The sequence below is a fragment of the Pseudomonas graminis genome (assembly GCF_001705435.1).
Taxonomy (GTDB): Bacteria; Pseudomonadota; Gammaproteobacteria; order Pseudomonadales; family Pseudomonadaceae; genus Aquipseudomonas; species Aquipseudomonas graminis_B.
The window spans coordinates 218,709-232,204 of the sequence record NZ_MDEN01000062.1; the positions used below are offsets into that span (position 1 = coordinate 218,709).

At 63.4% G+C, this 13,496-nt stretch carries 9 protein-coding genes; 4 read left to right on the plus strand and 5 right to left on the minus strand.

The window, feature by feature from the left end:
• Positions 1-41: 41 nt before the first annotated feature.
• The 4 genes from BBI10_RS13055 to BBI10_RS13070 all read left to right on the plus strand — a co-directional run bounded on the left by BBI10_RS13055 (position 42) and on the right by BBI10_RS13070 (position 4,055).
• Positions 42-1,235 (plus strand): CaiB/BaiF CoA transferase family protein, encoded by a 1,194-nt coding sequence (locus BBI10_RS13055; protein ID WP_065988930.1) that lies wholly within the window; start codon positions 42-44, stop codon positions 1,233-1,235.
• Entirely contained in the window at positions 1,232-2,170 is a 939-nt protein-coding gene (locus tag BBI10_RS13060; RefSeq protein ID WP_065988931.1) for a hydroxymethylglutaryl-CoA lyase, read from the plus strand. The genes BBI10_RS13055 and BBI10_RS13060 overlap by 4 nt, the downstream gene beginning before the upstream one ends.
• Before the next feature lie 109 nt (positions 2,171-2,279).
• Positions 2,280-3,617: an MFS transporter gene (locus tag BBI10_RS13065; protein WP_065988932.1), complete on the plus strand. Its 1,338-nt coding sequence runs from the start codon at positions 2,280-2,282 to the stop codon at positions 3,615-3,617.
• A gap of 57 nt (positions 3,618-3,674) precedes the next feature.
• A complete protein-coding gene (locus BBI10_RS13070) occupies positions 3,675-4,055 on the plus strand; it encodes a VOC family protein (RefSeq protein ID WP_065988933.1) in 381 nt (126 codons plus the stop codon).
• Positions 4,056-4,150: 95 nt separating this feature from the next.
• On the opposite strand, the gene tssA is transcribed toward BBI10_RS13070, so the two are convergent.
• The 5 genes from tssA to BBI10_RS13095 all read right to left on the minus strand — a co-directional run bounded on the left by tssA (position 4,151) and on the right by BBI10_RS13095 (position 13,467).
• The gene (gene tssA, locus BBI10_RS13075) at positions 4,151-5,251 is read right to left on the minus strand and encodes a type VI secretion system protein TssA (protein ID WP_065988934.1); all 1,101 of its coding nucleotides are present in this window, start codon (positions 5,249-5,251) and stop codon (positions 4,151-4,153) included.
• A gap of 101 nt (positions 5,252-5,352) precedes the next feature.
• Positions 5,353-5,871 (minus strand): Hcp family type VI secretion system effector, encoded by a 519-nt coding sequence (locus BBI10_RS13080; protein ID WP_065988935.1) that lies wholly within the window; start codon positions 5,869-5,871, stop codon positions 5,353-5,355.
• 159 nt (positions 5,872-6,030) lie between these two features.
• On the minus strand, positions 6,031-8,526 hold the full coding sequence (gene tssM, locus BBI10_RS13085) for a type VI secretion system membrane subunit TssM (RefSeq protein ID WP_065988936.1): 2,496 nt from the start codon (positions 8,524-8,526) through the stop codon (positions 6,031-6,033).
• Complete coding sequence (gene tagF / locus BBI10_RS13090) at positions 8,523-9,449, minus strand: type VI secretion system-associated protein TagF (RefSeq protein WP_065988937.1); 927 nt, start codon at positions 9,447-9,449, stop codon at positions 8,523-8,525. Before tagF ends, tssM begins: the two co-directional genes overlap by 4 nt.
• Positions 9,450-9,528: 79 nt before the next feature.
• On the minus strand, positions 9,529-13,467 hold the full coding sequence (locus BBI10_RS13095) for a type VI secretion protein IcmF/TssM N-terminal domain-containing protein (protein ID WP_065988938.1): 3,939 nt from the start codon (positions 13,465-13,467) through the stop codon (positions 9,529-9,531).
• Positions 13,468-13,496 lie beyond the last annotated feature (29 nt).

Below are 13,496 nucleotides of genomic sequence, written 5' to 3' on the forward strand. Positions count from 1 at the left end.
GTCTGGGCGACAAATTCCAAGAAAGACTCGAGGTAACCGCTATGACAGGCCCCCTTCAAGGCGTGCGCGTCATTGAAATCGGCACGCTGATTGCTGCTCCCTTCGCCGCCCGCCTGCTGGGCGAGTTCGGTGCCGAAGTGATCAAAATCGAATCCATGGGGCAGGGCGATCCGCTTCGTAAATGGCGAAAGCTGCATGAAGGCACCTCGCTGTGGTGGTACCTGCAGTCGCGCAACAAGAAATCCCTTTCGCTGAACCTCAAATCGCCCGAAGGCATCGACATCGTCAAGCGGCTGGCTGAAAGCGCGGACGTGCTGATCGAAAACCTGCGGCCCGGTGCGCTGGAAAAACTGGGGCTGGGCTGGGACGTGCTCCACGCGTTGAACCCCAAACTCACCCTCGTGCGCATTTCCGGCTACGGTCAGTCCGGGCCGTACCGCGATCGCCCCGGCTTCGGCGCCATCGGCGAAGCCATGGGCGGCATCCGCTACACCACCGGCACGCCGGGTTCGCCACCGGCGCGGGTCGGGGTCAGCCTGGGCGATTCGCTGGCCTCGATGCACGCGGTGATGGGCGCGCTGATGTCGCTGTTGCGGGTCAAGACCGGCCAGGGCGACGGCCAGGTGGTCGATGTGTCCCTGGCCGAAAGCGTGTTCAACGTCATGGAAAGCCTGGTGCCGGAATACGACATGCTCGGCCACGTCCGTGAACGCAGTGGCGGCGCGCTGCCGGGCATTGCACCGTCCAACACCTACCCGACCGCCGACGGCGCCTACGTGGTCATCGCCGGCAACAGCGATCCGATTTTTAAACGCCTGATGCAGACCATTGGCCGCGCCGATCTGGCCGAGGCCCCCGAGTTCGCCCACAACGACGGCCGCGCCGCCCAGAGCGACAGGCTCGATGGGGCGATCAGCGCGTGGTCGTCGGCCTTGCCCATTGACGCGGTGCTCAAGGCGCTGGAGCAGGCGGAGGTGCCGGCGGGACGGATCTATAACGTCGCGGACATCGTCGCCGACCCGCATTACCAGGCGCGCGGGATGATTCTCGACGCCGATCTGCCGGGCGGGGCCACGGTGAAAATGCCAGGCATCGTGCCGAAACTCTCGGAAACCCCAGGCTCGGTGAACTGGCAAGGCCCTGCGCTCGGGCAGCACACCGACAGCGTGCTCGGCGAGCTGGGCATCAGCGCCGCCGACATTGCCCAACTCAAGCACAGCGGGGTGGTGCAATGATCACCGACTTCTCCCAGCGCCTGATCGTGCAGGAAGTGTCACCGCGCGACGGTTTGCAGATCGAGCCGACGTGGGTGGACACCGCTGACAAGATCGCCTTGATCGACCAACTTTCTCTCGCCGGTTTCAGCCGCATCGAAGCCGGTTCCTTTGTTTCCCCCAAAGCCATTCCTGCCTTGCGTGACGGGGATGAGGTGTTCCGTGGCATCCGGCGCCAGCCCGGCGTGACCTACGTCGCCTTGATTCCCAACCTGCGCGGTGCCCAGCGGGCCCTCGACGCAGGTGCCGATGAGCTGAATCTGGTGATGTCCGCCAGCCAGACCCACAACCGCGCGAACATGCGCATGGGCTGCGAACAGTCCCTGGCGGCCTTCGCCGACGTGGTCTCGCTGGCGTCGGGCACAGGCCTGAGCCTGAACGGCTCCATCGCCACCACGTTCGGTTGCCCGTTCGAGGGCCGCATCGATGAAGACCGGGTGCTGGAAATTGTCGATGCCTATCTGGCATTGGGCATGCACGGCATCTCCCTGGCCGACACCACCGGCATGGCCAACCCCCGTCAGGTGTTTGCGCTGGTGCAGCGGGTGCTGAGCCGTGTCCCGGCATCGGCGCTCACGCTGCATTTTCACAACACTCGCGGGCTGGGGCTGAGCAATGTGCTGGCGGCTTACGAAGCGGGGGCGCGGCGGTTTGATGCATCGCTGGGCGGGCTCGGTGGCTGCCCGTTTGCACCGGGCGCCTCGGGCAATATCTGCACCGAGGACCTGGTGAATCTGTGCGATGAAATGGGCATCGAGACGGGCATCGACCTGGCGCATCTGCTCACGCTGTCCCGCCGTTTACCGGCCCTGTTGGGCCATGAAATGCCGGGGCAGGTGGCCAAGGCCGGACGCAACCGAGATCTGCACCCGGCGCCGGAAAACCTGCCCGGCTAACGCGCCACCCGTACCGGTTTCCCCCGACAAACGCGCACGCTCCGCTGCGTGCGCGTCCAGACAACAAAAACAATAGGGCTCTCTCAGAGAGTCGATCTGGAGTATCGCAATGACCGTCTCTGTTCTGACCCCGAACAGCAGCCTCGCCGAGGTTGTGAGCGCCGAAAAGGCATTGATCCGCAAGGTCGCGTGGCGCCTGATGCCGTTGATCATGGTCTGCTACCTGTTCGCGTTTTTTGATCGCATCAACATCAGCTTCGCCAAGTTCCAGTTGCAAACCGATTTGAGCCTGAGCGACACCGCGTACGGGCTGGGTGCGAGCCTGTTCGTGATCGGCTACGTGCTGTTCGAAGTGCCGAGCAACATCATGCTTTACAAGGTCGGGGCGCGGCGCTGGATTGCCCGCATCATGATGTCGTGGGGCATCGCCACGGCGCTGATGGTCTTCGTCACCGCCGAATGGCAGTTCTATGTGCTGCGTTTCATCATCGGCGCCATGGAAGCGGGTTTCGCACCGGGGGTGCTGTTTTACCTGACGCTGTGGTTCCCGCAGACCTACCGGGGACGCATCACGTCAATTCTGTTCCTGGCCTCGGCGTTCGCCGGGCTGCTGGGCGCACCGGTCTCGGGGCTGGTGCTCGGTCATATGGACGGCGTGATGCAGTTGCGCGGCTGGCACTGGCTGTTCCTGCTCGGCGGGCTGCCGTGTATTGCCCTGGGGTTTGCGGTGCTGAAGCTGCTCAAGGACCGTGTCGCCGACGCGCACTGGCTGACCGACGCCGAGAAGACGTATCTGTCGAGCCGCATCGCCCGGCATGAGCCGAACAAGCATGGGGGCTCGCTGCTGACCGCGCTGAAAATGCCGGGCTTCCTCATGCTCGGGCTGATTTATTTCCTGATTCAGGTGGCGTCCTATGGGCTGAACTTCTGGGCGCCGCAGCTGATTCGCAGCGCGGGCGTCGAAAGCCCGGTGATCATCGGGCTGCTCACGGCCATCCCGTACATCTTCGGCGCCATCAGCATGATCGTGGTCGGACGCCTGTCGGACGCCAGCGGTGAACGCCGCAAATTCGTCTGCGGGCTCATGGTGCTTGGGGCCATCGGCTTCTTCAGCGCCGGTTTCTTTGCCCAGCACACCAGCCTGTTGATCGTCTCCCTGGCCATGCTCGGCGGCGGGATTGTCGCCGCCATTCCGGCCTTCTGGACCCTGCCGCCCAAGCTGTTGGCGGGCGCAGGTGCCGGCGCGGCGGGCGGCATTGCGCTGATCAACACCCTGGGGCAGTTCGGCGGCATCGTCAGCCCGGTGATGGTCGGCGGGATCAAGGACCTCACCGGCACCACGACGCCTGCGCTCTACGTCATCGGCGTCAGCAGCCTGATCGCGGCGGGCCTGTTAATGTGGGCATTGCCGCAGAAGCTGAGAACGCTGGACAAGAACGACCACTGAGGTCCGTGCCCCAGGACTGCCTGACGGTCGACCTCATTAGCCCACGGAGCGCAATCAATGATTGATCACCTCGACCATCTGGTTCTGACCACTGTGGACGTGGAGGCCTGCAAGGATTTCTACGTTCGCGTCATGGGCATGCAGCTGGAAACCTTCGGCAGCGGCCGCCTGGCGTTCCGCTTTGGCAACCAGAAGATCAACGTTCACGAGCGCGGTCACGAGTTCGAACCCAAGGCCCACCTGCCGGTGCCCGGCGCGCTGGACCTGTGCTTCATCGCCAGCCAGGGCCTCGACGCGGTGATTGCGCACCTGCAGGCGCAGCAGTGGCCCATCGTCGAAGGGCCGGTTCAGCGCACCGGCGCGACAGGGCCGATTCGCTCGGTTTACGTGCGTGATCCCGATCTCAACTTGATCGAGATTTCCGAATTGAAGGGCTGACAGTGCTGGTCGCTCCCTCAGGATCCGCGTCTGCCTGTAACCACTGCGGCGGAGTCAGTTTTGAGGAGGGCGCGGTTGCCCGTCAGGGTTTTGTGTCAACCCTTCGGCTCTTTCGTGCCCAGCACGTCGCGGATGCTGTCGACCACGTTGCTGTCCTTGATGACGTCGCTGAGCCAGCCTTCCAGGGGCATGTTGCCCCATTTGATCGCGCGTTCGATCAGGTACGGCACCGGGCTTTGCGGCTCGGTCTGTTTGAAGAACTGGGCGACGCCGGCGAGCATCGTAAAGGCTTCGTCGCGGGTCAGCGGCGTGGTGCGCAAGGGCGCTGACGCGGTGTCTTTCACGGTGATGGTCATGGCAGGCCCCGCAGCGGGTTGATCGGCCGGTTCGGCGACAGGCTCGGCGGTCGGTTGGGCAGGCGCGGGATTGATTTCCACGCCGCGGTCCTTGAGCAGTTTTTCAGCCAGTTGCGCGGCGCGGGAAAGGATCTCGCTCAGGCCGGCAAAGCTCGGTGCTTCGCTGCCGAACAGGCGATCGGCTGTGTCCTGCAACTGCCGGCAGGCCTGCAGGCTGTCGGTGATTTCCGAGGCCTTGCGCAGGAAGTGCTCGGTGTCGGTCAACACCACGGAACGCTGAAAGATCTCCGCGTTGATCTTGCCTTCGTCCAGCGCGATGCGCATGGCCTGCGGGTTTTGCAGCGCCAGGTTCTCGATGTGCCGTGACTCGTCGTAGCGCAGCAGGCCGAACTGATCGCCCTGGGTGATCGGCAGTCCCCCCACAACATCGGCCAGGGTGGTCTTCAGCCAGGCCAGGCGGGCGGCGCGCTCTTCCAGACCTTCGTCCAGCGCCGGGAACAGGTCATCCCAGAAGCGTTCGAGAATCCGCTCGGCCAGGGTCAGGCCGAAGGTGATGCCGACGAAGTGGTATTTGTGCGCCAGGGCTTCACTGAGCCAGGCGACCAGCATCAGGTCCTTGCTCTGCTGAGCAAGGCCTTGTGCAGCCAGGGTGATCGTCAGGTCCCAATCCGAGGATTTCAGATCGGTCTGCCAGTCACCCTGGGTCAAGTAATCAGGGTCCGCTCGACGAGCTTCCTTGACGTTGTCGAACAGCGTGGAAAAGCTCAGGTCTTCGCCGCTTCCTCCATTGATCGGCGCTGTCAGTTCGGTCAGTGAAAGGTCGTTGAGAAATTCAGACATGGTCAACTCGGGATAAGAAAAAAGAACACCGCGTCGATCCAGCCGACGCGGTGTTGAATACGGTCCGCTGCCCCAGGCAACGGACCGCTGTGACTACTCGATCAAGCGAAAACCTTGTTGGCCGTACGGTCCCAACCGCCGGTGACGTTACCGCCACCCTGGCCATCGGCACGGCTTTGTTGGGTGTAGGTGGTTTTGATGCGAGCGAAGTTGAAGCTGATTTCTTCGATCGGCAGGTCGCTGACGGCTTTGTCTTCGCCATCCTGACTGCCACCGGCAACGGCCTTGACCGACGACACTACAACCTCTTCCAGGTTGATGGTCAGGTAGGTCAGCTTGTCGCCGCCCGCACGGTTGACGTTCAGCTGGATCTTGGCGATGTGAGTGCCTTTGCAGCACGCTTCGAACAGCTTCGCAGAGGCCTTGTCGACCGCTTTGCGGATGCTGAAATCGCTCAGTGCAACGCGCTCGGAGGACGCACCGCCCGAAGAGCTGGCAGTCGCCGACGTCGCTTGGGTGGCGCCGTACTCGTAGCCGAGTACTTCAATCCAGTCCTTGTGCTTGTCATCCAGAACTTCGCCTGGAATGCCGTCGATCTGAATATATGCGTCAAATGCCATTTCTTGATTCTCCTTTCTTGCAGGTTGGGGCCAGCCGTCCAGCGGCCGGATCACGCCCCTTGATTTGACCCCTTTGAAGATTCAAAAGGATCGGTTGCCGCTGCCCGGGCCTTCATACAACAGGCCCGGGCGCCGGGTTCTTCAGGTGCCTGCGCGCGATCAGTTGAGCGCACGCACCTCGATTTCTACGCGTCGGTTCGGCTCCAGGCACTGGATCAACTGCGCACGCGGCTGCTGCATGTCGCACTTGACCAGCGGCTTCTCGCTGCCTTCGCCGACGGCTTCCACCAGCTCGGCGGGCACGCCCTTGCCGACCAGGTAGGTCTTGATGGTTTGCGCCCGCTGCCTGGACACCTGCAGATTGCCCTGTCGGTCGCCGAGCTGGTCGGCGTGACCGGCGATGACGATCTTGCCGATGTTCGGCGTGCTCAGCAGCTTGCCGGCAATGGCGCTCAGCTGACTCTGGCCCTCGGTTTTCAGGCTCTGGAAATCGGCACGGCCGAAGGCAAACAGGGTGTCCGATTCCAGGGTGATGGTCTCGATGGAGCGCAGCGATTGCGAGAGCAGGCTGTTGATGTAATTGCGCGAGCTGGAGGTCAGGAAGGCGTTGTCGAGAATTCTCGGCACGTCCGGTTCGTGGATCTGGTCGCTGTAGAAGTTGACCTGGCGGCTGGCGAGCTCGTAGTCCGTGCCCGAGTTCGTCGCAGCGCCCGTCGCGCCGATGGTTTTGCCGGTCTGTTTGGCGATGGCCGGGTACCAGTAGTCCGGGATCTTCGCCTTGAGGAAGGCCGGGTCGGCTTTCTCTCGCTGGGAGCGCGAGAGCTGAACGTAGGTCTCCAGGGTGGCCTTGCCGAAGTCGGCGATCGACTGCGCGCGGTTGTCGTTGGGCAGGGCGCGCGGCTCGACGCTGTCAACGCCGGTCACCGGCATCAGGTCCTTGGCGTTGCGCTGATAGACCTTGATCGTGGTCAGCAGGTACAGCGAGCGGGTGAGGTTGTCGGCGGTCGGCTTGAGCATGACCGTTTCCAGCCGGTTGAAGTAACGCGCGCGCACCAGCGGCTCGACGTTATAGCCCTGATAAAGGCCCAGACGCAGGCGCAGCGGCACGCCCTGATCGTGGTGCCTGGCGTAGTAATCGGCGGTCTGGAGGCGCAGACGGTCCAGGGTTTGCCAGTCGGTGTACTGCGCCGGCGCCCGATCGTCCTGGGCCGCAGCGGCGGTCAGTTCAGACGACAGCGTCTGTATCTCGCTTTTGTTGTTCCAGTACGACCAGCCCCACGCGCCGCACAGCAGCAGCGCAATCAGGCTGGCGTCGCCGACCCACGCGGCCTTGCGACGGCGTTCGCGAACATTGCTGGTGTACAGCGCGACCAGATGCTGGTCGGGAATGATCACCTTGCGGAACAGGCTGTTGATGAACAGCGGCTGCGGCTGGGCGTGGCCGCTGGCAGCGGACTGCTCGGCCTCCAGGGAGAAGCGCTCGCTGACCTGACGGGTGTGGCCGCCCAACTCGGGCGCATCGGCATCCAGCGCGCTGGTGAAGTAGAAGCCGCGCAGCAGCTCGGCATGCTGGTACGGATTGGCGCGCAGCAGGGCGTCGACGAACAGTTGCAGCCGAGGCTTGAGCGCGGCGAGTTCCAGCGGGAACCGATACACCGCCGAATCCCGTCGGGTGATCTGAATGTCCTGCAACACCAGTTGCTGGCTGGCAACTTCTTTCCAGTAGTTGACCAGTTCGTCCATGGCCACGCCGAAACGCTGGGCCCAGTCGGTTTTTTCATAGTCTTTGTGGGTGAAGGTCTTGCCCATCACTTCGCCACGGGCCACCTCGTCGAGCTGGCGATAAAACGGCGCGAAGCCCGGCACCAGGTCGCATTTGGTAAAGACCAGGTAAATCGGCAGGCGCACTTCCAGCAGCGAATAGGTTTCCTGAAGGCGTTCACGCAGGCGCTTGGCCAGACGTTCCTGATCTTCCAGCGAGGCCTGGAGGATGTCGTGGATGCTCACCGTCACGATCAGCCCGTTGAGCGGACGACGCTGGCGGTGCTGGCGCAGCAGCTGCAGGAAACCGCGCCATTTCCCGGCTTCTTCCTGATCGGTCATGTAGCGCCCGGCGGTGTCCAGCAGCACCGCTTCGGAACTGAAGAACCAGTCGCAATTGCGCGTGCCGCCCAGCCCGGCGACCCGAACGCCTTCTCGCTCGGCGTACGGGAAGTTCAGGCCGGATTGATAAAGCATGGTGCTCTTGCCGGCGGCGGGCTGACCGACCACCAGATACCACGGCAGGGCGTACAGCGCGTCCTTGGCACGGGTGCCGTTGGGGGTGTTGCTGCGCAGGCGATCGATGCTTTGCAGCAGGCGTTCGCGTAGCAGACTGACCTCTTCACGGTCCGCCGGGCTTGCGTTCAACACCGCTTGATCGGCGTCGTCGCGCAGCACGCCTTCGAGGTTGTGCTGCCGCGAGTTGCTCCTGTAGAGAAAGAGCACGTAGCCGATCGAGAGCAGCAGAAAGACAGCGATGCCGGTCAGCAGGCTGCCCAGGGAACTGAAGTCCAGCGCGCGGCCCAGCCCCCAGACAATGAAGATCGTCAGGAAGAAACAGATCCCCAGAATGTAGGGTTGGTAGCGCAGCAGGTAATACTTGAGCTTGTTCATACGGACTTCACATCCAGCGCGTCGACACAACGGTCGATGACGTCAAAAAGGGGGCGATCGGTGTCAGGAAACTCAGGCGGCCGGTGGTGTTCGTCGAATGCCGCGAAGTCCGCCAGTACGTCGTAATGCTCAGGCCGCTCGGTCGGGTCGGCCAGCACCGTGTACAGGCCGGTGTTGCTGCGGGACGGGAAGCACAACAGTTTGGGCCGCATAAAGTCGTCGGCCAGCACGCTGACCTGGGGCGACACACGGCCGGTTTTCATCCGCGTCAGCCAGTCGATCCAGAGGTCCGCTGTCGGGTTTTTCAAGCCGCGTTCAGCGGGCAGCGGCAGGCTGATGCCCAGCGCTTGAGCGTGGTTCAGCGGGCGGCGCAATGCATTCAATCGGGTCAGTACGGCGTTGGTGACGAACTCCGGGTAGGCCTGTTCCAGCGCCGTGGCGATGTCCCGCAGGTTGAAGTTGCGCAGGAACTTCTCGTGCACTTGGCGGAACAACGCGAAGTCCTGACCCTGCAACGGGCGCAGGGCCTTGATCCGTTCGAACAGCACCGCCGCCTGCTCGCCCTGGGCACCGAGGTGCAGCAACGGTTTGATCTGCGCGCAGAACAACTCGCTCAAGGTGAACGGGTTGACCAGCGGCTCGCCATCGCCTGCCTTCACGGTCTGGAAGATGAACAGCGGGTAGCGCCGCTGGCTGGAGTCCATCGAACTGACCAGACCGCCCAGCAGCCAGTTGCCCGAGCGCGCGCGGTACGAGAAGAAGCACACCGGCAGGCGATCGAATCGCGCCTGCCAGTCGTCCTCCGCATGAATCGCCGCGAGCGACGCCTGCAGCCAGCCGTCGAATTCACACACGTCATCCGCGGCGCCGTGCAGGCTGATGAAGTCCGCGCTCGACGGCAGCTTGCCGAAGCAGCCGATCATCGACGGCGCTCCCGACCGTTCACCAGCCCGCCCTCAACCCCGCCTTCAGGGCCGCGTTCAACCACCCGCGCAACCCTCATCACTTGGCCGATCCTTCCGCCACGAACTTGGACGGCGAGTTCAGCGCGCTCAGGGATTTGACGTTGGCCAGGTCGGTCAGCTTGACGCCGCCGTAGTTGCGCACCGCGAGGCTGACCTGACCATTGGCGGTGTTCCAGCTGAAGCGTTGCTGGATGCCGTCGAGGTCATCAACCCGCGCGCTGTCGTTCATGCGCAACAGGCCCCAGCGACCGGGGTAGTCGAACACGGTGATGCGTTCGCCAGTCAGCGTCACCACGTCCAGACGTGCGCCCGGTGCGGTGGTGGTGCCCGGCCAGGAGAAACGGCTCCAGCTGGTTTTGCCGTTGCGGTAATGCTGCACCTGACCGTCGAGGGTGAAGATGATGTCGGTGAAGAACGCCGACGGCTCCAGCATGATTTCGAAGCCGTTTTCCTTGTCCGACAGGCTGGCGATGACTTGGCCCAGGGAGCTGGCCTTGTCGATGCTGGTGACCATGTTCGGGTTCACCAACGGTGCGGCCTTGGCGCCGCTGCTCATGCCCAGGCCTTCACCGCCGGACAGGTTACCGATTTCGTTGCGCTTGAAGTTCGGCAGCAGGCCGGACTCGGGGTCGACGAAACGCTGCAGGTCTTTTACCGACGCTTCGTTGCGGCTGCCGGCGGCGATCGGATAACGGTGCGCCATGACTTGCTCCCACGGCTTGGCGATCTGCTGTGCCCAGGCCTTGGCGATCTGCTGGCCGGCCGGGTCGCGCAGGGTTTCCCAGGCGAACTGGATCGGCAGGCTGAACAGGCCCTGCAGCGATTCCGACAGGCTGCCCCGGCTGGTGTCCACCGTGGTCTCGACGTAGTTGCGCACGTTGGTGACTTCGCTCGGCTGACCTTCGAGGGTTTCGCTGATCAGTTGCTTGCTGCTCTTGCCGACGTCCTGGGAGCGCTGAATGTTGTTCATCCGCACTTTCAGTTTGCGCAGCGCCGCCAGGTAGCGATCCATGATCGTGCTGTCGGCGCCTTCGGCGTTCTGCGTCGCGAAGACCCGCGACACCGGCTCGAAGCGCTGGGCCAGGCTGCCGTCGTCCACCGGCGGCAGCGGCGAGAGCATGGCGGCGGTCGGCACTTGCGGGCCGCTGACCAGTCCGGTGACCTTGCTCCAGAAATCATCGGGCTTCGGCGTGCCGGCCTGTTGATTGACCTGGGGCGCGGGTACGTCCCACTGGGTGTTGTCGTTGACCCCGGACAGCAGGATTTTCACCGGCGAGTTCTGCACGTCGCTCAACAACGACAGCTGTTGCGTGGCGTTGGCCATGTCGGTGAAGTGGCGCACGCCAACGCTGCTCAGCAAGGTGTACCAGGACTGCGCGTAGTCACGCTTGTAACGCGCCATGAACTCGCGCATGAAGTTGGCTTTCTGAATGATGCTGTCGCCGCCGTCGCCGTCCAGAACCCAGTCGGACTCGTTGCGCAGGTTGCTCGACATCAGTTTGATCAGCTCGGGTTTGACGAAGCCGTCCCAACCCTGGCGGGTGAAGATCGCCGGCACCGCTTCGCTGCCGTAAAGCAACTGACGGCCGGGCAGCGGCACCAGCTCGTTGAGGCCCACGGCCGGGAACTGGCGACTGGCTTCCAGTTGCAGGCGCAGGTATTCACGGTCCACCAGCGAGCTGGAAATCATGAACGACTTGAGGCTCCTGCGGGTTTCTTCGACCAGTTGATCATTGCGGGGCAGGGCAGGGGCCTGTCCGGTCTTGAGTAACTGCACGTACATCGGCACGTTAACGGCGATGACCTCATCGCTGACCGGGCTGTCTGCCGAAGCGGTGTTGCTCCAGGCGACCGGCAAGGCGGCGCTGACGAATTCCGGGTCCGAGTGGACACTCGGTTGGGTCAGCATCAGGTACAGCTTGAGCGAGTTGTAGGACTCGATGATCGAGGCGACTTGCTGCTCATCCAGGCGGCCAAGCATTTCTTCGGACAACGACAGCCCGCCGGTGGTGGCCGACAGTTCTGCCGCGTCACTGGCCGAGGCCGGGTTGCGCAGATCGGCAAGCGCCGCCTCGCGGGTCTTGGTCACGTTGCTGCGCACGGCGCCTTTCAGACGACTGCCGACATCACCGACGCTGCGCGGAATGCTGCTCAAGCTGGGTTTGCCGGTGTTGGCGGCAAAACTGCGCACGCCGCGATCGGCCAGCTTCTGGCCCTTATCGTTTTTGCTGCCCGGCTTGCCACCTGATTTGCTGGCCGTGGCAGCGAGTTCGTTCTGAGGGTCCACGGATTTGGTGAACTCATTGAACGCCCGCATCTGCATTTGCAGCTTCAGCGCCACCGGCTCAAGGGCCTGGCTGCGCAGTTGTTGGAGATAGGCCGTTTGCGCGGCGGCAAAGATCTCGTCACCGCGGTACAGGCCGGCACTCAGTTGCAGCGGCACGCCTTTGGCGCGGTGTTTTTCGATCAGCGCCAGCTCATTGCGCAGCAGCTCCAGGCCTTCGCCTGCCGCCATGCGCTGGGCACGATCGGGGGCATCGCTCAGCTCGGTCAGCTTGTCTTGCAGGGCAGCGATCCATTCGCGGTTGTGCTGAAACGACAGCGCTTGCCAGCCGATGAAACCCAGGCCGGCGAGGACCGCAGCGGCGAGGACCACCGGGGTCATTGACGTGTCGCGGCCATCGCGGGACTGGTACGAGGTCAGCGCGCGATCGGGGAAGATCACCCGGCGGAAGGTGTCGGTGATGAAGTAGCTGCGGTCGCCGGTCTTCCTGCCGCCCGCTTGCGCCAGATGGGCGCCTTCGTGTGCCGGCTGCAGGGCAAAGGCCTCGGCGAGATCGTCGTCGAACACCTGGCTCAGCTGCTGAGCGGTCTGCAACGCGCTGGTGAAATACAGGCCGCGCAGCAGCAACGGGCTGCCGTGGCTGGCCGGCTGGGTGAAGTGTTCGAGGAACGGCACCAGCACGCCCGACAGATCGGCGAAGTAATTGGGGAAGTTGAGCAACGCGCTGTTGGCGTCGGAACCGAGCCTGATCATCTGCGCATCGACGTGACGCTGCACGCCGTTGTGCAGATTCTTCAGCTTGCCGTCGAGGACCGTCTTCAAGCCCTGGGTGCGGATTTCCGACAGCGCAAACGTCATGCCCAGCGGTTGCTGACGCTCGTTCAGGTCCAGGCCGTCGAAAGCCTGATTAAAGCCCGGCAACTGGTCGGTCTTGCTCAGCATCAGGTAGATCGGCGGGTGGGCGTCGAGGCTGCGGCTGTATTCCTCGATCCGCGCGACCAGCTGGATCGCCATTTCCGCACGTTCATGGGCCGTTGCCGCCAGCAGTTCAGGCAGGCTGACCACCAGCACCAGACCATTGATGGCGGTTTTCTTGCGCTGCTTTTTCAGCAGTTGCAGGAATGCGGTGAATTCGCTCGCCGACTGGTCGTCGTTCAGGTAACGGCCGGCCGTGTCGATCAGCACCGCTTCAGGGCTGAAGTACCAGTCGCAGTGGCGGGTGCCGCTTTCGCCGCTGCTCTGGCCTCCGGCGGTGGTGGCCGACAGCCCCGAGCGGGTCAGCAGCGACGTCTTGCCGGCCGCTGACTGACCGATCACCAGGTACCACGGCAGCTCATACAGTGCCGACGAACCGCCGCCGCCTGCCGAGCGATCGGCGCGGAGCATGGTGATCGCGTGCTTGAGGCGGTCGCGCAGTACCTGCTGGTCGCGGAAATCGCCGTCGGCCGGCAATGAGCGGTCGACTTCATGGTGCACCAGACGCTCGAGATTGCGCTCCGCGGACATGCGCCGCAGCTGGCGCAATACGCCCACGAAGACGTAGAACGCGCTGACCACCAGCATGACTTGAAGCAGGTATTCCCGCGACCATTGGCTGCGCGCCGCAACGACCACGCACGCAACGAGACTCGCCAGCCATAGCGCGATGAGGATGAACCAGAAACTTTTTAGAGCGCGAAGTAGTGTTTTCATGTCTTCCTGACTCGCTTACCCGAGCAGTG